The following is a 21,787-nucleotide window of genomic DNA, read 5'->3' as shown; positions in this document are numbered from 1 at the left end:
AGGCCGTCAACTGACGGACGACACCGACCTTCCCGGGCCACCAGAGTGGAGCCCGACCAGGCAGCGCTGCCCTCACAGCCCGCCACAGACCCCTGACCGTGGCACGACCTGCCCTGTCCACGTACGTGGAGGATGATCCATGACTGTTGTGAACTTCCAGCTCGTCTCCTCACTGACGCCTTCGGAGGTGCTGACCGTCCTCACCGACTTCAGCCCCGCCCGCCCCGATGCGTGGCCCACCATCGACGCGGAACACTTCGAGGTCCATGGCACGGGAGAGGGCTGGGCCGAGGTGACCGAGGGCACCGCCGCCGCCTGGGAACGCGCCCGCTACGAGTGGGAGCCCGGAGGGGACACGGTCGTCATCCGCACTCTCGACTCCAAGCTGTTCGGGCCGGGAGGCGGGTGGATCTTCCGGATGACTCCCGAGGCCGACGGAACGCGTGTCGACGTTCAACTGACCAGGGAGCCCGCCACCTTGAAGGGAAAGCTGCTGGCTTCCCTGCTCCCCGTCGCCGCACCGTCCTCGCTGCGCAAGTCGTTCGCCGGCCCACTGAAGGCCCGTTCCTGACCGCCTTCAACCCCTGGACACGCTGAAGGTCAGCTCTTCGGGACGAGGGTGTTCTCGTTGGTGCGGCCGGCGGCGAAGTCGTCGATGTTGCGGGCGGTGGCGTCGATGATCTGGCCGACGGCGGTGTGGGTGAAGTAGGCCTGGTGGCTGGTGACGAGGACCTGGGGGAAGGTGATGAGGCGGGCGAGGGTGTCGTCGGTGATGCCGTGGATGGAGCGGTCGGTGAAGAAGACGCCGGTCTCTTCCTCGTAGACGTCGAGGCCGACGCCGGCGAGGCGTCCGGCGCGGAGGGTTTCGACGAGGGCGACGGCGTCGACCAGGCCGCCGCGGCTGGAGTTGACGAGGATGGCGTCGTGCTTCATGCGGGCGAGGGCGGCGGCGTCGATGAGGTGGTGGGTGGCGGGGAGGAGGGGGACGTGGAGGCTGATCAGGTCGGCGCGGGTGAGGAGTTCGGGGAGTTCGGTGTAGTGCATGCCGAGGTCGAGGCAGGCGGGGTTGGGGGTGATGTCCCAGCCGAGGAGGTGGGTGCCGAAGCCGGCGGCGATGCGGGCGAAGCATTCGCCGATCTTGCCGGTGCCGATGACACCGACGGTCATGCCGTGGATGTCGCGGCCCATCAGGCCGTCGAGGCGGAAGTCGAACTCGCGGGAGCGGTTGGCGGCGCGGGTGAGGCGGCGGTTGACGGCGAGGGCGAGTGCCCAGGCGTGTTCGGCGACGGCGTAGGGGCTGTAGTGGGAGACCCGGGCGATGGTGAGGCCGAGTTCGGCGGCGGCGTCGAGGTCGATGTTGTTGAAGCCGGTGGAGCGTTGGGCGACCAGTCGGGTGCCGCCGGCGGCGAGGACGGAGAGGGTCTCGGTGTCGAGGACGTCGTTGACGCTGCTGCTGATGGCCGGGTAGCCGGCGGCGAGCGGGGCGGTGTCGCGGTTGAGGAACACTGCGAGGGTGCGTAGGGAGTGCCGGCCCGCGAAGGCCTGTTCCAGGAGCGGCTGTTCGTCTGCTTGGACGCCGTAGGCGAGGATCTCCATGCGGCGAAGGCTATCGCCGGGGGCGCGCCGTGGTGAACCACGACGCGCCCCCGGAACGGCAGTTGGCGGACCGTCAGATGACGGTCTCGGCCTCCAGGTAGCGGTCGGACGGCACCGTCTTCAGCTCGGCGACGGCCTCGCCGAGCGGCACCAGGCGGATGTCGGTGCCCTGGAGTGCGGTGATGTGGCCGAACGCGCCCTTGTGGGCGGCCTCGACGGCGTGCCAGCCGAAGCGGGTGGCGAGGACGCGGTCGTAGGCGGTCGGGGTGCCGCCGCGCTGGGTGTGGCCGAGGATCACCGGGCGGGCCTCCTTGCCGAGGCGGTACTCCAGTTCGCGGGAGAGCTGGGTGGCGATGCCGGTGAACCGCTCGTGGCCGTACATGTCCTTGGTGCCCTCCTCCCAGGCCATGGTGCCGGGTTCGGGCTTGGCGCCCTCGGCGCACACCACGATCGCGAACTTCTTCTGGCGGTCGAAGCGTTCGCGCACCACATCGGTCAACTTGTCGATGTGGAAGGGGCGTTCGGGGACGACGATGGCGTGCGCGCCGGCCGCCATGCCCGCGTTCAGGGCGATCCAGCCGGTGTGGCGGCCCATCACCTCGACCACCATGACGCGCTGGTGCGACTCGGCGGTGGTCTTCAGCCGGTCGAGCGCCTCGGTGGCCACCGACACGGCGGTGTCGAAGCCGAAGGTGACGTCGGTGCAGGCGATGTCGTTGTCGATGGTCTTTGGCACGCCGACCACCGGCAGGCCCGCGTCGCTCATCAGCTTCGCGGCCTTCAGGGTTCCCTCGCCGCCGATCGGGATCACCGCGTCGATGCCGAGGTCCGCGCAGTACCGCTTGGCGCGCTCCACGCCGTCGCGCAGGTGGCTCGGCTGGACCCGGGAGGAGCCGAGGATCGTGCCGCCCTGGGCGAGGATTCCGCTCACCGAGTCCAGCGTCAGCGGGCGGTGCACGCCCTCCAGAAGACCGCGCCAGCCGTCCTCGAACCCGATGATCTCGTCGCCGTGGTCGACCACCCCCCGGTGGACCACGGAACGAATGACGGCGTTCAGGCCGGGGCAGTCACCGCCACTGGTCAGGACACCAATACGCATTGCTTTGCCAACTCCCGAGCAGGATTCGGACGGCCGGACTGGTGGTTGAGAATCGGACATAGCGCCCGAATCGGACCTGCTGCACAGCATACGGTTCCTGCGTCCGGCCGGGCCGAAACCGACGCGGGGGCGGCTTCCTCGACGCACCACACGTAACTGCGACCCGACCGCCGAGGAGGGTATTGCGCCCGGGCTCTCCTTATTCTCCTATGAAGTTGTTCCGCCGGGGACGGCTGACCACATGGCGGTCAGCCGTCCACCGAGTCAACAGCCGGCGGCTACGCCGGGCGGGCCGCCGCGGCGATCCGCTCGGTGCGCAGCGCGTCGTACCAGGTGGTGTCGGCCGCCGGCAGCGCGTTGACGTCCAGCGCCAGCTTGATCAGCATGTCGGCGACGCCGGGGTTGCGGGCCATCACCGGACCGTGCATGTAGGTGCCGAACACCGTGTCGCGCCAGGCGCCCTCGGTGCCGTCGCCGGTGCCGTTGCCCCGGCCGACCTGCACGTTGGCGAACGGCTTGACGCCCTCACCGAGGTGCGTGACGCCCTGGTGGTTCTCGAACCCGGTCAGCTGTGGCAGACCCAGCGCCGGGTCCACCTCCGCCAGCACGTCGCCGACGCAGCGCGCGCCCTCGCCGCGGGTGGTCCACACGTCCAGCAGGCCCAGGCCCGCCTCGCGCTCGCCGAGGTCGTTCACGAACTCGTGGCCGAGGATCTGGAAACCCGCACAGACCGAGAAGATGATCGCACCGTTCTCGGCCGCCCGGACCAGCCCGCCGTCGTTGCGCAGCCGCTCCGCCGCGAGGCGCTGCGGACGGTCCTCACCGCCACCGATCAGGTAGATGTCACCACTGGTCGGCACCGACTGGTCGGAGCGCACATCGATCCGCTGCACCCCGAGACCGCGCTGCTGCGCCCGCCGCTCCACCACCAGCGCGTTGCCGCGGTCGCCGTACGTGGACAGCAGGTCCGGGTACACCCAGACCACCCGCAGGCTGCTCTCACTCATCCTCGAAGACCTCCCGTACCTCGGCGCCGCCTCCGGCGCATCGCCCCCGTACTGCTGCTGCGGCTCGTCGAACCCCTGCTGCCGGCCGGTGAACTGCTGCTCGCCGTACGGCTGCTGGTCGTACTGCTGCTGCTGGTCGTACTGCGGCTCGCCGTACGACTGCCCGCCGTACTGCTGCTGCTGCTCGCCGTAGTGCTGCTGCCCGTACTGCTGCTGGTGCTCGGCGAACTGCTGATCGCCGAACTGCTGCTCGCCGTACGGCTGCTGGCCGTACTGCTGGTAGGACTGGTCGCTCATCAGGCCACCACGGCCTTGCGGAGCTGCTGGAACGCCGTGTAGTTGGCGATCGCCTCGATACGGCCCTCGGGGGCGGCGTCCACCGCCTGGGCGAGCGAGTCGACGACCTGGAACTGCAGGCCGGCGACCTCGAGGCGGACCGCCAGGTCGAGCTTGCGCTGGCCCATCACGAAGATCGGGTGACCGGCCAGGCGCTCGTAGTCGACGTCCCACAGCCAGGAGGTGTCGGTGCCGTCGGCGTCCATCGCGTTCACCGACAGGATCACCGGCGCGGGCGGACCGTCGATCAGCGAGAAGGTCTCCAGCCAGCCGGCCGGGTTCTTCGCCAGCAGCAGCCGGATGTCCCGGCCGCGGTACTGCACCACGTCGTAGCGGCCGGCCACCGCGGCCACCGACTCCATGCGCTGCAGCGCGACCTGCGGGGCCACGCCGAACACCGCGGCGACCGCCGCCGAGCTGGTGGCGTTGGCCAGGTTGGCACGGCCCGGCAGCTGGAGCTGGATCGGCCAGGCACCGCGGTGCGGGTCGATCACGTGGGTGCCCTGCAGCGCCCAGTGCGGGTTCGGGCGGCGGAAACCGCACTCGCCGCAGAACCAGTCGTCGCCCGGACGCTGCATCACACCGCCGCACGACGGGCACGACCAGGCGTCCTCCTTCCACGCCTGTCCGGCGGCCACCCAGACCACCTTCTTGCAGGACGAGGCGGCCCAGGTCACCAGCGGGTCGTCCGCGTTGGCGATGATCACGGCCTCGGTGTCCTTCAGACCCTCGCGCCACTTCTCGGCCATCATGCGGGTCTCGGCGGCCCGGTCGAGCTGGTCGCGGGAGAGGTTCAGCAGCGCTATGGCCTTCGGCCGGGTGTCCCGGGCGACCATCGGCAGGTACTTCTCGTCCACCTCGATGACGCCGAACCTGGCGTCGGTACCGCCCGCGAGCGCCGCGGTGATACCGGCCGGCATGTTCGCGCCCAGGGCGTTGGAGACCACCGGGCCGGCCGCCTTGAGGGCCTCGGCGATCAGCCGGGTCGTGGTGGTCTTGCCGTTGGTGGCGCTGACCAGGACCACGTCCAGGTGCTCGGCCAGGGTCTTCAACAGATCCGGGTCGAGCTTGAGTGCCACCTTGCCGCCGATCACCGACCCGCTGCCGCGTCCGGCCTTCTGGGACAGCGCGGCCGCCATCTTGCCGGCCGTCACGGCGATCTTTGCGCGGGCGGGCAGCGAGGCGTCGCGCGCGGCTTCCGAATCGGTGCCTGGCATGCTCAGGGGTTCCTCCTTGCAGCGGCACCGCCCGGGCCGTTCGACGACCCACGGGCGGCAGGGACGCACTCAGCCTACCGACTCCCGCCCGCACACTTGAGCAGGGGCAACTTACCGGCCCGCGCCGCGCCCGGACAGGACCGTGCCACAACCGGCCCGGGGACGGCCGCGAGCGGCCCGGCGGCGGAAGGCGACGCTCCACCACCGGGCCCGACGAACCGTCAGCGGGCCGCCCACGGCGCGGGCAGTTTCTCCGCCGCCTCCAGCAGGTGCGCGGTGATCACCACCGTGCCGTCCTCCACCTGGAAGTCCAGCGGCGCCGACAGCCGGCGCATGGTCGAGATCAGCCCGGTGTTCGCCGCCGTGGTCACCGCGTACACCGTGCCCACGCCCGCCTCCAGCGCCAGCGCCGCCATCCGCCGCACCAGATCCACGCCCAGGCCCCGGCGCTGCCAGGCGTCCTCCACCAGCAGCGCGATCTCCGCGCCCTCGTCGTCCCACATCAGGTGCGCCAGCGCCACCAGCCGGCCCTGCGCGGTCTCCACCGCGAGGGTCTGCCCGTGCCGCGGGTCCAGCAGGTGGTCCAGGTAGCGGTCGGCGTCCTTCACCGGCCCGTGGTAGCGCCGGCGCAGCGACTCGGGCGAGCACCGGGCATGCATCGCCACCGCCGCGTCCTTGTCCGCCGGCGTGGCCCGGCGCACAGTCAGGTCGTCCCCCGCCGGGCGGCTGATCCGCGCCTCGACCTGCGGGACCCGCGGGCCCAGTACGGCGTCCAGCTCCACCAGTGCCCGGGCCCGGGCGAACTCGGTCGGCGTGAACGGCAGATTCGGCCGGGACAGCTCCAGCAGGTCCCCGTTCGGCAGCGGCAGCCGCATCAGGTGCCCGTCCACGCCGGGCTGCACCGCCCGGCCCCGGCCCGGGTACTGGCGGATCGCCGCCCGCCCGAACAACTGCCGCAGCGCGAGCGGCAGTTCCGCCGCGTCCAGCGCGGTCCGGGTGGCCAGCGCCAGCACCTGCCGGGGCACGTCCACCAGCTCATGGGCATCCGCCCGGTCGGTCCAGATCTCCCGGCCGCCGCCCGCCGCGACCGCCGCCACCAGCTCCGCCCGGGCCAGCGAGGCCGGCGCGCGGACGATGAACTCGTCCACCGTGCAGTCGGGCAGCGGGTGCGCCTGCATCGAGAGGATGTTCACCCGCCGCTCCGCCAGCGCCGCGCACACCCGGGCCAGACTGCCCGGCTCGTCGGCGACGCTGGTCCGCAGCCGCCACAGCGCGGTCGGCTCATCCGTTGAACTCACTTCGGGTCCGCCCGGTGGTGCGAGGGCCGCCGGACCGGGCGGATGCCGGTGCGCGAGCCAGCCCCGGAACAGCGCGGTGCCGAGCATCGCCGCCGCGGAGGCGAGCAGCAGCACCGGCCCGTCGTGCCCGTGCACCACCACATTGGCGACCAGGTCGGCGGCCGCGACCGCGGCGAAGACCGCCGCGAGCTCGACCGTCTCCCGGCGCCAACGGTGCGATTTACCGGTTCTGTGGGTGTACGCCTTGTCATCCATGCCTGAATGGTGGCGCTCCGCTGTTTCACGATCACGAACCCCCCGTGACCCGACGGTTAATGTCTGCGCGGGCCCCCGTCGGATCGGCGCTGATCCGCTCCCGCGATCACTTGGACGTGCGGCCCCGGTCCAGGAGTTCCGCGCCGGCCGATTTCACCTCCTCCAGCAGCAGCCGCAGATCCGCGTCCGTGGTCGCGGAGTTCAGCACGCACGCCCGCAGCATCTCCTGCCCCTGGTACACCGCGCCGGTCACGAACACCCGGCCGCGCTGCTGGATCGCCACCGGCAGAACGGAGTTGAGCTGCTGGACCGCCTTCTCGCCGAGACCGGCCGGACGGAAGCGGAACGCCACGATCGATGTCTCGACGGGCGCCAGCAGCTCCAACTCCGGGTCCTGCTCCACCCACTCACCCAGCCGCCGGGCCTGCCCCGTGCAGTGCGCGATGTCCCGGGCCACCCCCGAGCGGCCGCGATGCGCGATCGACGCCCACACCTTCAGCGAACGGAACGGCCGGGTCTGCTCCGTGCCGTACTCCGAGAACCAGCCGAGACCGCCCGCCTCCTCGTCCCGCAAGTACGACGGCACCAGGCTGAACGTGCCCCGCAACTCCTGCGCGTCCCGCACCAGCGCGCACCCGCAGTCCACCGGCACCCCCAGCCACTTGTGCGGGTCCAGCGCGAGCGAATCGGCCCGCTCGAGTCCCGCGTAGCGGTGCGAGATCTGCGGGTCCAGCACCCCGAACGCGCCGTACGCGCCGTCGATGTGGAACCACAGGCCCTCGCGGGCGGCCAGGTCAGCGATTGGCTCGAACGGATCGACGGCGCCGGTGCCGACCGTCCCTGCGGACGCCACCACCAGGAACGGCAGCCGGCCCGCCGCGCGGTCCTCGGCGACCGCCTTCTCGAGGCTGTCCAGGCGCAGGTGGCCGTCGGCGTCCGACTCCACCACCCGCAGGTGCTTCGACCCGAGACCGAGCAGCTCGGCCGCCTTGCGCACACAGCTGTGCGCCTCGCCCGTGACGTACCCCACCAGCGGCGGCATCCCCGCGAGACCGTCCTCCCGGACGTCCCAGCCGGCGTTCCGCGCCGCACGGTTACGGGCCGCCGCCAGACAGACAATGGTCGCCATCGAGGTCCCCGAGGTCAGCAGACCGCCACCGGCCGGGTGCGGAAACCCCACCAGCTCGGCTATCCACCGCACCACGGCCCGCTCCAGGTGCACATCGGCGTGGTCGCCGCCCGCGGAACTCGGGTTCATCGCGGACGCGGCCAGCGTGGCGAGAATCCCTGCGGGCTGCGGCGAGGAGTTCACCCACCCGAAGAACCGCGGGTTCCCGTTGCCCATCGGGTGCGGCATGATCTTCCGCTCAACGGTCTCCAGCAGCTCCGCGAACCCCGCCCCGTCCTCCGGCAGCTCCAACTCCAGCAACGCGGACCGCTCCGCCGGGTCCATCGGCTGCCACACCGGGCGCGAGGGCAGTTCGTCGAGGTAGTCGGCCACCAGCTGCGCGGCGGCCTGAGCGGCACTTCTGAAGTCGTCGTTCATGAGGCGGAATGGTAAGGGGAAGGGAAGCACCGCCAGGGGCGCGTGGGGGCACCTGGTTTCGCGCCCACCTGCGCGTCGCACCGTTTCAGTCGAGCGTGTTGGAGAGCCCACCTGCCGAGCGGCAGTAGCCCTGGATCTCCTTGTCGGTGATCTTCGCGCAGAGGCGCCCGGCTGCGCCGTCGTCCGTGTAGTTGACGGTGTAGTAGCTGACCAGCCCCTGCGCGCAGGCCTTGCGCTGCCAGGCGTCCTTCGCGGTGGCGCACTGCTGGGCGGCCCAGTCCTCGCGGTCCAGGTTGTACTTCATGGTGCGCGAGCCCACGCCGCGGGAGCAGTCGTTCTCGCCGCCACTGGCCTTCGCGTTCAGGCACCACTGGAGGGCCTGGGCGAAGGTTTCGGGGTGATTGGCGTAGTCGTGCGAGGAGAGGAAGTAGGTGGGGGCGTAGAAGAAGCACGCGGACTGGTACAGGGAGGGCTGCTCGGGGCAGGGGTAGAGCGGGTCGGCGGCGAGCTTGTCCGCGGGGAGGTTGGCCTTGGCCTTCTCGTCCTCCTCGTCCGGGGCGAAGAGCTGCATGAAGACGCCCTCCGAGCAGGTGATGCGGCGGTTCTGGGAGGGGAACTTGTCGCACAGGGCGCGGGCGGCGGGGATGTCCTGCTTGGTGACGAACATGATGCCGTGGCCGACGCCGTGGATGCAGGGGCCCTTGTTGGCGGGGGCGCACAGGGTGAGGATGTCGCTCTGCGGGTCCTGGGAGTTGGCGAGCATCTCCTCGACCGCGCCGTGCAGGTAGCCGGCCGCGCAGGTCTCGTGGGGGAACGAGATGACCTTCTGGAAGTCCTGGTGGTAGCGCTTCACGGCGGCGTGCCCGAGCTCGTGCGCCACGGGGTGGCAGAACCGCACGGTGTACGGCTTGTCTTTGGTGATCCTGTCCAGGTCGGCGAGGGCGACGCCGGGGTCGCCCGCGTCCATCTCGGCCATCAGCTTGTTGCGCAGCGTGGAGCGGGTCCACACCGCCGGGTCGCCGGTGGGGGAGGACGACGCGGTGCCGGGCGCGGCGGGAGTGCGGCCGCCCGGTCCGGAGGGCGAGGCTGCGGCGTTGGCGGGCTTGGGCGCCCAATCAATGACCAGGACCGACCCGAGGCCGAGCGCGGCCAGCAGGACGGCGGTGACGACGGCGAACACACGCGGTTGCATGACGGACGGTCCCCCTGGAATCGACACGGACAGTACGCGGCCCATCCTGCGCGGTGACCACCGGAAACCCCGACCGAACACCGCCGATGGATGCAAGCGCCCGGCCACGATCACCCGGACGCGCGCTGCGCACCGTCCTTCAACGACGGCCCCCCACCCCGGGTGCGTCCCCACTACCCGTTCGGCCGTCGCATCCGACTACGCGCCGCGGAGCCGATCGGTTGCGCCCGCGCACCGCCGCACGCCGTCCTCGTCCGGGCGCCGACGACCGGCGCCGAGCGCCACCCGGACCCAGAGCCCGGCGAACACCGCCAGCACGGCCGGGCCGAACCACGGCCCCGCGGGGCGGCTGTCGTCCGCGTACGCGGGCGGCACCCAACCGGCCGGGTCCACCAGGTACGGCGTGGCCGGGCCGGGCTGCGCCGGCGGCACGCAGTCGTGGAGCACGTCGTGCGGCAGCGGCGTCCCGTCCGCCCGGCGCAGCACGCAGACCAGGTCGTCGCCGCGCTGCGCCGCCGTCACCACGAGCTCGGTGCGCTCACCGCGCAGTCGCAGGAGCTCGTCCGAGAAGATGCTGCCGGAGAGGGCGAGCAGGACGAAGCAGAGCAGCGCGCCGCCGACGGTCCGTCGCCAGCCGGCCCGGAGCAGGACCAGCGCGAGTACCGAGCCCGCCAGCACCGCCAGGCGGGCGGGATCGCCGAGCCGCGCGTGGTCGGGGTCGGCGGACAGCGCCCCCAGGCCCAGCAGGGCGAGCGGGGTGAGCGCCGCGAGCGTGACCCGGGCGGGGAGGCGGCGGGAGGAGGTGTCCGACGTACGCATGGGGCAGGTCCTCTGACGCGGAGTCGGAAAATCGGACGGATTGGACGCGCACTGTACGGCAACGGTGGTGGGGGCGTCCGTTCGGTCATTTCCGGTGCAGGAAGCGGGCGAGGGCGGCGGACGCGGTCGCGATGCCCTCGGCGAGGTGGGGGGAGGGGGCGAAGAGGGCGATGTCGGCCTGGCCGCGGCTCAAGGTCCAGGTGCCGTGGGCGAGTCCGTCGGCGAGGACGGCGGCGCGGATCAGGCCGCCGCCGGGGCGGATCCGCTTCTCGTGGGCGGCGGGTACGGAGAGGGCGGTGGAGCGGTAGCCGACCAGGTAGTTGTCGTAGGCGGGGAGCAGCCGGACGTCGGGGGCGGGCAGCGGGGCGAGGCCGAGTTCGGCGGCGCGGTCGGCGGGGAGCGCGCAGTCCTGGTCGCGTACCCGGACGCGCAGGAGTTCGCCGGACGTGTCGAGGGTGCGCCAGGCGCGTCGGGCGGCGGTGACGGGGAGGCCGGACCAGCCCGCGAAGTCCTCGGGCGTGGCCGGCCCGTGGGCGCGCAGGTAGCGGCGGGTCAGCTCGGTGACGGCGGCGTCGCCGGTGGGGCCCGCGGGGGCGTCGGGGACCCAGTCGGCGAGCGGGACGAAGGTGTCGGTGCCGTTCCGGACCGGGCCGTAGCAGATCAGGCCGCGCAGCGCCGTCCGGCGGATCAGGTGGAACGGCGCCTGGCCGTCGGACGGGAGGCCGGCCGCGGCGAGGCGGTCCGTCAGTTCGGCGCGGGTGGACGGGCCGTGGGTGGCCAGGGTGTCCATGATCACCGCCTCGGCGCGCTCGCAGCGGCCCTCGTCGAGGCCCAGTTCGCGGTGGCGGCGGGCGCTCAGGCGCAGGAAGTGCGGGCCGAGCAGGGCGAGCAGCCAGTGCAGGTCGGCGGTGGTGACGGTGTGCAGGGTGCCGCGCAGGAACCAGCTCCGCAGCAGCGTGCGGTCCTGCTCCAGGGCGAGCCGGACGTCGGCGGCGGTGAGGTCGCGGGTCCTGACGCCGATGCCGATCGTGCCGGCCCGGGCGTCCTGGGCCTGGACGCCGACGACCCGTTCGACGGCCTCGACGGCGGTGCGGAAGGTGACGCCGCCGCCGATGCCCTGCCCCCTGGTGCGCAGGGCCCGTACCTGTTCGTCGTCCAGTGCGCGCATGCCGTAACCGTATACGCGGGGTGCGTCAGCTCGCTGTCCTGCCCGAAATCGGGCAAGATCTTTGGCAAATGGACACTTCACGCCTAGGCTCACCGAACGTGCCTGCCTCACCACACCCTCATGAGGACCTGCTCGCCCACCTCACCCGGACCACTGCGCTGGGCCCCGGAGAGGCGTCGCGGGTCGTCGCGGAGGTGCTGGCGTACTTCTCCGAGACCACGGAGGAGTACGTCCGCCGCCGCCACGGTGAGTTGCAGGCCAGGGGCCTGACCAACGATCGGATCTTCGCCCGCGTCGGCGCGGAGCTGACCGCCCGCCGGGTGGCCGCGCCGCAGCTGTCGGTGCGCCAGCTCCGGCGGATGGTCTACGGCTGACCGGGCCCCACTCCACAGACAACCCTCGAACCACCAGGAGTCCACGTCATGTGCGGAATCGTGGCCTACATCGGCCCCAAGGACGCGTCCCCGTTCCTGCTGGAGGGCCTACAGCGGCTGGAGTACCGCGGGTACGACTCGGCGGGCGTGGCGGTCGTCGCCCCCGCCACCAAGTCCGTCCCGGCGAAGTTGAAGGTGTGCAAGGTCAAGGGCCGGGTCGCCGACCTGGCGGCGGCGGTGCCGGCCCGGTTCAAGGGCGGCGTCGGCATCGGCCACACCCGTTGGGCGACCCACGGCGTGCCCTCGGACGAGAACGCTCACCCGCACACCGACAACGAGGGCCGGATCGCGGTGGTGCACAACGGCATCATCGAGAACGCCGACGAGCTGCGCGCCAAGCTGGCGGCGGACGGCGCCGTGTTCCGCTCGGAGACCGACACCGAGGTGCTGGCCCACCTGATCGCCGCGCACCGCGCGGACGGCGGCGAGCTGGAGGACGCGGTCCGGGCCGCGCTGAAGCTGGTGGTCGGCACCTACGGCATCGCGGTGCTGGACGCCGAGCAGGCCGACCGGATCGTGGTCGCCCGCAACGGCAGTCCGATCGTGCTCGGCATCGGCGAGAAGGAGATGTTCGCCGCGTCCGACGTCTCCGCGCTGGTCCGCTACACCCGGCAGGTGGTGCACCTGGAGGACGGCGAGCTGGCGACGGTGCGCGCCGACGGCTTCCGGACCTTCACCGAGGACGCCCGGACCGTCACCCGGCAGCCGTCCACCGTGGACTGGGAGATCGGCTCGTACGACACCGGCGGCTACGCGCACTACCTGCTGAAGGAGATCCACGAGCAGCCCGGCGCCGTCGAGCGCACGCTGTCCGGCCGGCTCGACGAGCGGTTCTCCACCGCGCACCTGGGCGGGCTGAACCTGGACGCCCGGGAGCTGCGGGAGATCCGCCGGGTGAAGATCCTCGGCTGCGGTTCGGCGTACTACGCGGGCGAGATGGGCGCGCAGCTGATCGAGGAGCTGGCCCGGATCCCCGCGCACTCCGAGCCGGCCTCCGAGTTCCGCTACCGCAACCCGGTGATCGAGGCGGACACCCTGTACGTGGCGGTCAGCCAGTCCGGCGAGACCTACGACACGCTGGCCGCGGTGCAGGAGATCAAGCGCAAGGGCGGCCGGGTGCTCGGCGTGGTGAACACCGTCGGATCGGCGATCGCCCGCGAGTGCGACGGTGGCATCTACCTGCACGCCGGACCCGAAATCTCCGTCGCCTCCACCAAGGCGTTCACCTCCACCGTGGTGGCGTTCGCGCTGCTGGCGCTGCACTTCGGCCGGATCCACGACCTGTCGCCCGCCGACGGCCGGCGGATCGTCGCCGGGCTGAAGGCGCTGCCCGAGCAGATCCGGGAGGTGCTCGAACAGCAGGCGGAGATCGAGAAGCTCGCCGCCGAGTACGCCGAGAGCCAGGGCATGATGTTCATCGGCCGGGTGCGCGGCTACCCCGTGGCGCGGGAGGGCGCGCAGAAGCTCAAGGAGATCTCCTACGTGCACGCCGAGGCGTACCCCGCCTCCGAGTTGAAGCACGGACCGCTGGCGCTGATCAGCCCCGAACTGCCGACCGTCGCGCTGGTGCCGGACGATGAGCTGCTCGACAAGAACCTGACCACGCTCGGCGAGGTCAAGGCCCGCTCCGGGCGGGTGCTGGCCGTCGCGCACCGGCCCATCGAGGCGAAGCTGGCCGACCACTGCGTGGTGGTCCCGAAGAGCGAGCCGGAACTCGACCCGCTGCTGCTCAACATCCCGCTCCAGCTGCTGGCCTACCACGCCGCGGTGGCCCTCGGCCGGGACGTGGACAAGCCCCGAAACCTGGCCAAGAGCGTCACTGTGGAGTGACGTTTCGGCAGTCCGGGAAGCCGTCGGTAAGCAGTCGGGCAACGGCAACGGCAACGGCAACGGCAACGGCGACGGCAACGGCGGCGGGTGCGTGGTGCACCCGCCGCTGTCCTTGTCCCCGCCTCACGGGCTGACGGCGAGGACCAGATAGGCGCCGAGGATCGCCAGGTGGACGCCGCCCTGGAGCGGGGTGGCGCGCTTGGGGATGACGGTGAGGGTGCCGACCGCGACGGTCAGCGCCAGCAGGATCATGTGGGACGCGTTGAGGCCGAGTTCGAGCGGGCCGCTCAGCCAGGTGGAGGCCACCGCGACCGCCGGAATGGTCAGCCCGATCGATGCCAGGGCCGAGCCGAGCGCCAGATTGAGGCTGATCTGCACCCGGTTGCGGACCGCCGCCCGGACCGCCGCGATCGACTCCGGCAGCAGCACCAGCAGCGCGATCACCACACCGACCACCGCGTTCGGCAGCCCCGCGGACTCCACCCCGCGCTCGATGGTCGGCGACACGCCCTTGGCCAGGCCCACCACCGACACCAGCGCCAGCGAGAGCAGCGCGACACTGATCAGCGTCTGCTTCCTGGACGGCGGCTCCGCGTGCTCGTCCGACGGGTCGATCACCTCGCCCGCCGGGTTGACCGGCAGGAAGAAGTCCCGGTGACGGATCGTCAGGGTCGACACGAACAGGCCGTAGATGACGATCGACGCGGTCGCCGCGAACGCCAGCTGCGTGGGGTTGAACTGCGGGCCCGGCGTGGAGGTGGTGAACGTCGGCAGCACCAGGCTCAGCGTCGCCAGCGTCGCGATCGCGCCGAGCGCCGCGCCGGTGCCCTCCGCGTTGAACACTGCCTTCCGGTACTTCAACGCGCCGACCAGGATCGACAGTCCGAGGATCCCGTTGCAGGTGATCATCACGGCGGCGAACACGGTGTCCCGCGCCAGGCCCGCGCTCTTGTCGCCACCGTCCGCCATCAACGTCACGATCAGCGCCACCTCGATGATCGTGACCGCGACCGCCAGCACCAGTGACCCGTACGGCTCGCCGACCCGATGGGCGATCAGCTCCGCGTGGTGCACGGCCGCCACCACCGACACCGCGAGGAAGACCGCCACCAGCGCCACCACCGGCCACGGAAGTTCTCGGTGCCAGGTCGCCAGGAGCAGCAGGAACGCCATCACCGGGGCGACAGTCGTCCACTGGAGATAGAGCGGTCGAGTGGGAGCAGCCATACGGCCGAGCTTCGCAGATGGCACCTGCCCGGCCCGGAAGTGACACTCGTGGCGGTGGCCACGACGGATGGTGACGAACAGTGAGGAGCGGCGCGATGGTCGGACGGCGGACGGTACTGGCAGCGGCCCTCGGACTCGCGACGGGGTGCGCCCATGCCCGTTCGGAGCCGGCCGTCCCGGCGGCGGTCGGGCCGGCGTCCCCGTCCGTTGCCGGGTCGGCTGCGGTGGCGCCGCCGAGCCCGTCCGTTGCCGGGTCGGCTGCGGTGGCGCCGAGCCCGTTCGGTGCGGTGGCGCCGCCCAGTCGGGAGGAGGTGGTCGCCCGGTACGCCGGGCAGCGGCCCACCCAGTGGGGGACCGACCTGCCCGGGGTGGTGGCCGAGGTGCCGGACGGAGCGCTGGCCCTGACCTTCGACGCCTGCGGCGGCCCCGGCGGGGACGGCTACGACGCGGCGCTGATCGACACCCTGCGCCGGCACCGGGTGCCGGCCACGCTGTTCCTGAACGCCCGCTGGATCGACGCCAACCCCGGCCCGTTCGGCGAACTGGCCGCCGACCCGCTGTTCGAACTCGGCAACCACGGCACCGCGCACCGCCCGCTGTCCGTCACCGGCCGCTCGGCGTACGGCATCACCGGCACCGCCGACGCCGAGGCCGCCTACCGGGAGGTCGCGGACAACGAGGCGAAACTGGCCGGGCTGCTGGGGAAGCCGCCGCGCTGGTTCCGTTCCGGGACGGCGCACTACGACGACATCGCGGTGCGGATCGTCGGCGAACTGGGCGAGCGCGTGGCCGGGTTCGCGGTCAACGGCGACGGCGGGGCGACGTTCAACGCCTCGCAGGTGGCGCAGACGGTGGCTGCGGCTCCCGCCGGGGCGGTGGTGATCAGCCACTTCAACCACCCCGACGCGGGCACCGGCCCCGGCTACGCGCAGGCGCTGCCCCGGCTGGTGGACGCGGGCCAACGGTTCGTCCGGCTGTCGGACTGACCGGGTGTTACGTGCGTCGAGCTCGTCCGGCCGGCGCTCATCGACGCTGCGGGGGAGCGGAGTTGGCGCGGGTGTGGCGGGCCCAGTCGTAGAGCAGGACGGAGGCGACGGCGGCCAGCGCGCACCAGGTCGAGACGAACGCCAGCCGCCACAGCAGGCCGCAGACGAGCGCGCCCGCGCCGAGGAACGCGCCGAGGCGGCGCAGCCGGTGGTCGCCCGAGCAGAGCAGCGAGCCCACGGTGGCGGCCAGGTAGCCCGCCAGCAGCAGGGCGGCGGCCGGGACGCCGATCGCGTAGTCGAGGGTGTGGCCGTGCGGGTGCGCCGACACCGGGTGCCGGGCCAGGGCAACGGCCAGCGGGACGGCGACGGCCGCGCCCAGGGCGGTGAACCAGGCCGCCGAGCGGCGGCCGGTCGCGCACCACACCGCCGCCGGCACGTACACCGGCAGCAGCGGCAGCGCGATCACCGCCCACACCGTGCGCGCCCACGCCCAGCCCGACCAGACGCCCGCCTCCACCAGCTGGTGCACCCCCAGTAGCAACGGCAGTGCGGCCAGCGGTAGTTGACTCCTCATCCTTGCGTGCAGCACCGTGGCGACTCCGACCGCCGAGACGGCGCTGCCGACGAGCAGATCGGCTCCGGCGCTCCAGCACACCCCGCCAGCCTACTGAGCGCCGCCGCGATCAGTACGACTGAAGCGCGATCAGCGTGCCCTGCGGGTCGCGCAGATGGGCGCTGTGCAGCGTCGGCCCCCACTCCGGCCGGTCGATCGGCGGCAGCACCCGCCTGCTGCCCGCCACGGCCCGCTGGAGCAGTGCGACGGTCTGATCGAGCTGTCCTTCGGCGCGGAAGACCTTGGCCCGGCCGTCGGGTGGGCAAGATGTGCGACGCGTCGTCCGGGGGCAGCGTGCGCTCGTAGCCGGCCAGGGCCCGCTAACGCTGCCAAAGATGCCGCGATCACCGAAATCCCGCGGCTGTCGTGCGACCGAACAGGACCATACGTACGCGCCGTCACGGCACCCATGCCCTGCACGCCCGACGGAACCGATCCGCCGGCCGGGGCCGGAATTCGGCGCCGGCGTGTACCGCGTTCGAGCGTAGTGGCACGTGGTGCGGCGGGCTTGAGATTCCGGCTGATGGAAGGTCAAGGCCCGCTTAATTCAAGGACCTTGTCGAGTCGGAGGTGGGCAGGGCCGAGTGCCTCCGCAGCGACCAGCGGCCGGTCGTCCGGCGGGGGCGGCGCACCACGACGCGGCCGAAGTTCTTCCGGCCGACCAGTTCCACGCGCAGCGTGGTCGGTGCGGTGAGTGCGGTCGGGTCCGGGGTCTGGCGGTTCCTGACTCTGCTGTGCTCCAGCATCAGGGCGTCGGTGTCGACCACCATGCCCGGTGCGACGATCAGCGTCAGGGTCTTGCCGCGCATGTCGAGGTCGATCCGCAGGGTGTCCTGCATGATCACCGCCTGCGTGAAGTCGAGCGTCACGTCGCACCACTCCAGGTCGAGTTCCAGTCGGCGCGGCACCACCCAGCGGCCCACCCGCTCGACCCGACTCCACTTCTGCTCGATCCGCAGGACATCCTTGACCTCCGCCGCCACCCCGTGGGCAGAGAGCGAGATGGGCGGCAAGTCGGCCGTGAGTGCAGCCAGTTCGCCGACCGTTCGGGCCGACAGGGCGACCTCCAGGCGCTCGTCCAGCTCCTCGGCGGTCAGCCGACCGTCGCCCGCCGAGACCCGCAGGATGTCGGCCACCCGGTCCCGGTCCGCGTGCGAGGCCCGCAACTCGGGCTGTGTGGTGGTGGAGCCGGTGGGCTTTCCGGCGGGCGAGATCTCTCCGGGCATGCTTCCCGTCCTGGGTTTGGCGAAGGTCTTCCCGCGGTGGGGCCGGGGGCGCGGGTAGAGACACGATATATCGCGATAGGTGTTTCCGCCAGGGTGGTCGGGGGTGGGGGCGGGCGTGGCGGCCAAGTGGCTTTGGCGGTAAGGGTGTTGTGGGTGTGGGGCGGGCGCTGGGTGGGGCGGGTGCTGGGTGTCGCGTTATGTCGTGTCGGGGGCGGGTGGGGGTGTTCTCCGGGTTGCCGGGCGCGATCATCTACGCAGGGATTGTCTCCGCGTAGGTGATCTCGTCGGGGTGATCGACTGTGATCGATGCTGATCGGTGTGGTCATCGATGGGAGATGATCCTCGCGCGGATAATCTCCGCGTAGATGATCTCGCCCGTCAGCCCCAGAGGTTGGCGCCGGCATCGGCCGTGAGCGCGGCGAGCGTCTCGTGGACCGTGGGTCCGGTCCGCATTTCGGTGGCGATCCGGCCCGCCGCCTCCCGGTAGGACGGTTCGGCGAGGAGGGTCTCGACGGCCGCGCGCAGGCGGGGGACGTCGGCTGGGCCGGGCAGGCCCATGGTGTCTGCGGGGCCGCCGGTGGGGAAGACGGCCAGGCCGGCACCGGAGTCCTCGACGAGTCGGGCGTTGGCGGGCTGGTCGGCGAAGAGTGGCATGACGACCAGCGGCGTGCCTGCCGCCAGTGCGCCGTAGGTGGTGCCGGAGCCCCCGTGGCAAACCACCACCGATGCGGCGGCCAGCGCATCAGGGCCGGGGACCCACTCCTCCACGTGGACGTTGTCCGGAAGCGGGCCGAGGTCGGACAGATCGGTGGCCCGGCCGCCGGAGAGCAGGACATGCACCGGGAGTCCGGACAGGGCCTCCACCGCCGTTCGGCAGGCGGCGGCGCCGGCCGGCATGCCTCCCGACACGGTGCCGAAGGTGACGTAGACGAGAGGGCGGTCGTCCGTGCGCCATTCATTGGGCAGGGCCGCCGGTGCGGTGGCCGGTCGGGGCGTATCGCGGAAGCGGCGGGTGGCGGCGTATGGGGACGGGTCCAGCGAGGCCGGGAAGCGTGTCAGGTAGGGCGTCGCCTTCAGCCGGTCCACCAACTGCGGTTCGTAGCACGCCAGTACGGGCGCCGCGAGGTCGAGTGAGTACGCCTCGATCCGGGCCGGTGAGGTCGCCACCTGGGCGTGCGGGATGCCGAGCCGTTCGGCGACCACCGCAGAGGCGTACTCGCACGGGTCGTGCAGCACCAGGTCCGGCTGCCAGTCGCGGCACGCCTCCTCGAGGGCGGGGAGCATCGCCTCGGTGTTCAGCCGGCCGAACAGCTCGCGGTTGACCAGCACCGCCGCCTCTTCGCGGGACGCGTGCGGCAGGCGGTCACGGATCGCCGCCGTCGCGGCCGGATCCGGCGCTGCGCCCGTTCGGAACGGCATGCCCCGTTCCGTGAGCAGCTGCGCCAGTGGCGGCGGGACCACGGCGAGGACCTCGTCGCCGCGGGCCGTACAGGCGTCGACGAAGGGTGTCAGTGGGGTGAAGTGGCCCGTTCCCGCAGGTGAGGTGAAAAGTACGCGCATGGCCCGAGCGTAGGGAGGCCGGGGCGTCGGGCGGGACCGGTTTTTCGACCTGCGCCCCGACCCTGCGTCCGCGGAACCCGCGGCTGGTCGGGCGGGTGGCTGCGTGCTTTCCGACCGGGTCGACCAGGGGTGACGTGATTTTCGAGGCGACACTGGATGGCGGTGGGCGGTGGGCGGGCGAACTGTCGTGGCGCAGTCGGGCTTTGTCGTTCTGTTGCCTGGTCGCGGCCAGGGTCGGCGTGTCTCGTGCCGGTGCGGTCCGGGGGAGTCGACGTTGTCCCCAAGCAGACGGGTCCGGTGGCAGGTTGCCTGCGGCCCGGCCGAGTGCGGGGGTGGGGACGGTCGGGCGGCTGCGGGTCGTGCGGCCGCCCGACCGTCACCGCCGAAGGCGGCGGGCGCGAGGCTTGCTCAATGGTGGGGTTTTCAGAGGAAGCTGAACCGGACTCTCCGACCGGACCAGGACGGCCCTCCCGTCCGCCGGCGCGGACCGGGCGAGGTTGGGAGTGGCGTTGTGTCAGGCGGCGATCAGTTCCAGTCCGACGGCGCGACTGCCGACCGGCAGTCTGATTGCGTAGTGATCGCCTGATCGGGTCGCCGAACTCCTGGTCGCTACCCACAAGTTGCTGCGTCCGGATTCGGTGAGGCTGATGCAGGTACTGGATCGGCGGAGGCTGGGCCTGGCCTTCGTCGGCGCCTGATGGTGGGGGTCCGTGCCGAGCTGCGGGTTGCTTGAGTGTCTTGCTCGGGTGGTAGGTGTTTCGGCCGAGGCCTGGCCGCCGGGTCTGTTTGGCCGCCCCGACGGCTCGGTGCAACTCCGGGTGCCGGGTGGCGAGTTCGGTGGCAGCCGGTGGGGGTTTGGTGCGGGAATGAACGCGTTCAAATAGTGTGCGACGATAGCGCGGGCGAAGGGTGGGCAGCCGGCGCGCCCGAGAGCGGCAGGGGACCGATGGTGGAGTTGGCGGGTGGGAGCGGGCGGCCTCGCAGTCGCGATCACCTGCACTGCTGGTCGACGGCCTGGGCTGTGTTCACGGCGTTGGCCTACCTGGTTCCGGCGATCGCCGGTGTCATGGGGGCGCCGCCGGCTCTGCTCGTGGTGGTGGTGGGCAGCGGGTTCCTGCTCGGTGTTCGGCTCGGGTATCTCAAGGCGTGGCTGCCGCTGGTGAGTGCGGGGAGTACGGCGGCGGTCTTCCTGATGGGGGAGGCGATGTTTGCCGCCGCGGCCGGGGGTTTCGTTCCGGTGTTTCCGGACGGGGCTCGTACGGGGGCGACGATTGTGGTGTTGGTCGAAGCTCCGGTGGTCGTCGGAGTGGGGGCCGGGCTGGCGCTGTGGTGTGCCCGGCGGTGGCAGAAAGCGGTGTGTCGGCGTCGGAGGCTCGTTGCGTCCTGGTGAGCGGCCGGGGTCGGTCCGTGCAGTCTCACATCCCGGTCTTACATTCGGGATCGCGGTACGTCGACCTCGCACCCCGGTGCGTAGGGGTCGAAGCCGTGATCGACCAGTCGGCGGACTGCGAGCAGGCTTCGCAGTGACCACCGGGTGTGGATCACGTTGAGGTCGACGTCGGTGCCGTAGCCGGCTGGACGTCGGCGAGGTCGTCCCGGTGTCCGAGGATGAAGGTGGCGAGGTCGTACAGGCGGGTGGCCCTGGCCCGCCTCCGATCAGTCGACGGTGCCCGTGACCCTGTCGCCGTCGACGAAGACGTGCGCGAGCTGTAGGTCGCCGTGGGTGAACGCCGGGGCCCATGGGCGGAGTGCGGCCTCGGCGACCTGGCGGTTGCGGGTGACTAGGTCGGTGGGCAGGACGCCGTTCGTCACGAGCAGCTCGCGCTCCTCGTTGAGTTCCGCCGTCAGCGTGGCGGTGCCCGCTGAGGTCCAGCTGCCGTCCTGGCCGGGGCGTCTGTCGTGGGCGTTTGTCTTGGGCGCGGAGTTGGAGTACTGTTCACCAGCCGCTTGACAGGGAGCACCGGACACGCAGCTTGTGTGGACGGTCCCGGGGCGGCCAATCCCTGAGAACCACCCAGTTGATCCGTGGCGGGTCGCGTCCTTTTCGCGCCTCCGTTCGTATTTGCTGTGCGCTTTTTCGGAGATTGCGGCGGATTCGCTTTTCGGAGCGGGGATCGGCTAGAGTTTGAAACGTCGGACGGGCCGTCAGGTCGGGAAGACGAAAGCGAGTCGGATCGAATGAAACTCCGGAAAACGGAGCGGAAAACATCTGATAAGCTGAGAACACGAAAGAACGCAGTAACACTGAAACGAATGCCCGGAGGGCCGGTCGGAAGGCCACCTGAAGGAAGTGTCCGTTCCTTGAGAACTCAACAGCGTGCCAAAAGTCAACGCCAGATATGTTGACATCCCCGGCCGGTCCTACTGGATCGGTTGGA

The 21,787-nt window shown here is 71.6% G+C and carries 19 protein-coding genes and 1 pseudogene; 5 read left to right on the top strand and 15 right to left on the bottom strand.

Features of this window, described 5'->3' with window-relative positions; translation table 11 throughout:
- Positions 1-139 precede the first annotated feature (139 nt).
- Positions 140-571: a hypothetical protein gene (locus tag ACFYS8_RS17930; protein WP_387642260.1), complete on the top strand. Its 432-nt coding sequence runs from the start codon at positions 140-142 to the stop codon at positions 569-571.
- A gap of 29 nt (positions 572-600) precedes the next feature.
- Here ACFYS8_RS17930 and ACFYS8_RS17925 read toward each other — a convergent pair whose 3' ends face one another.
- From ACFYS8_RS17925 to ACFYS8_RS17885, 9 genes are all read right to left on the bottom strand, one after another.
- Positions 601-1,596 (bottom strand): 2-hydroxyacid dehydrogenase, encoded by a 996-nt coding sequence (locus tag ACFYS8_RS17925; protein WP_387642257.1) that lies wholly within the window; start codon positions 1,594-1,596, stop codon positions 601-603.
- A gap of 73 nt (positions 1,597-1,669) precedes the next feature.
- Positions 1,670-2,695, bottom strand: coding sequence for a 6-phosphofructokinase (locus ACFYS8_RS17920; protein ID WP_387642254.1), 1,026 nt, complete (start codon positions 2,693-2,695; stop codon positions 1,670-1,672).
- A 278-nt stretch (positions 2,696-2,973) separates the two neighbouring features.
- Positions 2,974-3,702: a type 1 glutamine amidotransferase gene (locus tag ACFYS8_RS17915; RefSeq protein ID WP_387643026.1), complete on the bottom strand. Its 729-nt coding sequence runs from the start codon at positions 3,700-3,702 to the stop codon at positions 2,974-2,976.
- 296 nt (positions 3,703-3,998) lie between these two features.
- Positions 3,999-5,255, bottom strand: coding sequence for a MurT ligase domain-containing protein (locus ACFYS8_RS17910; protein ID WP_387642251.1), 1,257 nt, complete (start codon positions 5,253-5,255; stop codon positions 3,999-4,001).
- A 221-nt stretch (positions 5,256-5,476) separates the two neighbouring features.
- Entirely contained in the window at positions 5,477-6,808 is a 1,332-nt protein-coding gene (locus ACFYS8_RS17905; RefSeq protein WP_387642248.1) for a GNAT family N-acetyltransferase, read from the bottom strand.
- Between the two features lie 106 nt (positions 6,809-6,914).
- Positions 6,915-8,354 (bottom strand): pyridoxal phosphate-dependent decarboxylase family protein, encoded by a 1,440-nt coding sequence (locus ACFYS8_RS17900; RefSeq protein WP_387642245.1) that lies wholly within the window; start codon positions 8,352-8,354, stop codon positions 6,915-6,917.
- An 85-nt stretch (positions 8,355-8,439) separates the two neighbouring features.
- Complete coding sequence (locus ACFYS8_RS17895) at positions 8,440-9,546, bottom strand: hypothetical protein (RefSeq protein ID WP_387642242.1); 1,107 nt, start codon at positions 9,544-9,546, stop codon at positions 8,440-8,442.
- A gap of 198 nt (positions 9,547-9,744) precedes the next feature.
- Positions 9,745-10,365: a hypothetical protein gene (locus ACFYS8_RS17890; RefSeq protein ID WP_387642240.1), complete on the bottom strand. Its 621-nt coding sequence runs from the start codon at positions 10,363-10,365 to the stop codon at positions 9,745-9,747.
- 85 nt (positions 10,366-10,450) lie between these two features.
- Complete coding sequence (locus tag ACFYS8_RS17885) at positions 10,451-11,533, bottom strand: winged helix DNA-binding domain-containing protein (protein WP_387642237.1); 1,083 nt, start codon at positions 11,531-11,533, stop codon at positions 10,451-10,453.
- 98 nt (positions 11,534-11,631) lie between these two features.
- Here ACFYS8_RS17885 and ACFYS8_RS17880 point away from each other — a divergent pair, with 98 nt between their 5' ends.
- Both ACFYS8_RS17880 and glmS read left to right on the top strand, forming a co-directional pair.
- Positions 11,632-11,907 carry a hypothetical protein gene (locus ACFYS8_RS17880; protein WP_387642234.1) on the top strand — a complete coding sequence of 92 codons (276 nt, stop codon included), beginning with the start codon at positions 11,632-11,634 and terminating at the stop codon, positions 11,905-11,907.
- A 48-nt stretch (positions 11,908-11,955) separates the two neighbouring features.
- Positions 11,956-13,797, top strand: a complete 1,842-nt coding sequence (gene glmS / locus ACFYS8_RS17875; RefSeq protein ID WP_387642231.1) for a glutamine--fructose-6-phosphate transaminase (isomerizing) — start codon at positions 11,956-11,958, stop codon at positions 13,795-13,797.
- A 123-nt stretch (positions 13,798-13,920) separates the two neighbouring features.
- Here glmS and ACFYS8_RS17870 read toward each other — a convergent pair whose 3' ends face one another.
- Complete coding sequence (locus ACFYS8_RS17870) at positions 13,921-15,024, bottom strand: calcium:proton antiporter (protein WP_387642228.1); 1,104 nt, start codon at positions 15,022-15,024, stop codon at positions 13,921-13,923.
- Positions 15,025-15,311: 287 nt separating this feature from the next.
- Here ACFYS8_RS17870 and ACFYS8_RS17865 point away from each other — a divergent pair, with 287 nt between their 5' ends.
- Entirely contained in the window at positions 15,312-16,010 is a 699-nt protein-coding gene (locus ACFYS8_RS17865) for a polysaccharide deacetylase family protein (RefSeq protein WP_387642225.1), read from the top strand.
- Positions 16,011-16,047: 37 nt separating this feature from the next.
- Here the strand turns inward: ACFYS8_RS17865 and ACFYS8_RS17860 are convergent, their stop codons facing one another.
- The 4 genes from ACFYS8_RS17860 to ACFYS8_RS17845 all read right to left on the bottom strand — a co-directional run bounded on the left by ACFYS8_RS17860 (position 16,048) and on the right by ACFYS8_RS17845 (position 19,409).
- A complete protein-coding gene (locus ACFYS8_RS17860) occupies positions 16,048-16,665 on the bottom strand; it encodes a DUF6629 family protein (protein ID WP_387642223.1) in 618 nt (205 codons plus the stop codon).
- Between the two features lie 28 nt (positions 16,666-16,693).
- A complete protein-coding gene (locus tag ACFYS8_RS17855) occupies positions 16,694-16,810 on the bottom strand; it encodes a VOC family protein (RefSeq protein WP_387642220.1) in 117 nt (38 codons plus the stop codon).
- Positions 16,811-17,165: 355 nt separating this feature from the next.
- Positions 17,166-17,849, bottom strand: a complete 684-nt coding sequence (locus ACFYS8_RS17850) for a DUF1707 domain-containing protein (RefSeq protein WP_387642217.1) — start codon at positions 17,847-17,849, stop codon at positions 17,166-17,168.
- 378 nt (positions 17,850-18,227) lie between these two features.
- A complete protein-coding gene (locus ACFYS8_RS17845; RefSeq protein ID WP_387642214.1) occupies positions 18,228-19,409 on the bottom strand; it encodes a glycosyltransferase in 1,182 nt (393 codons plus the stop codon).
- Positions 19,410-20,442: 1,033 nt separating this feature from the next.
- On the opposite strand from ACFYS8_RS17845, the gene ACFYS8_RS17840 reads away from it, so the two are divergent.
- Complete coding sequence (locus ACFYS8_RS17840) at positions 20,443-20,799, top strand: hypothetical protein (protein ID WP_387642211.1); 357 nt, start codon at positions 20,443-20,445, stop codon at positions 20,797-20,799.
- A 38-nt stretch (positions 20,800-20,837) separates the two neighbouring features.
- On the opposite strand, the pseudogene ACFYS8_RS17835 reads toward ACFYS8_RS17840, so the two are convergent.
- Positions 20,838-21,257 (bottom strand): annotated as a pseudogene (locus ACFYS8_RS17835) (phosphotransferase); the annotation flags it as partial.
- Positions 21,258-21,787: the final 530 nt, after the last annotated feature.

It is taken from the genome of Kitasatospora sp. NPDC004615 (genome assembly GCF_042873545.1).
Classification (GTDB): domain Bacteria; phylum Actinomycetota; class Actinomycetes; order Streptomycetales; family Streptomycetaceae; genus Kitasatospora.
This window is presented reverse-complemented; position numbering and strand designations above follow the sequence as displayed.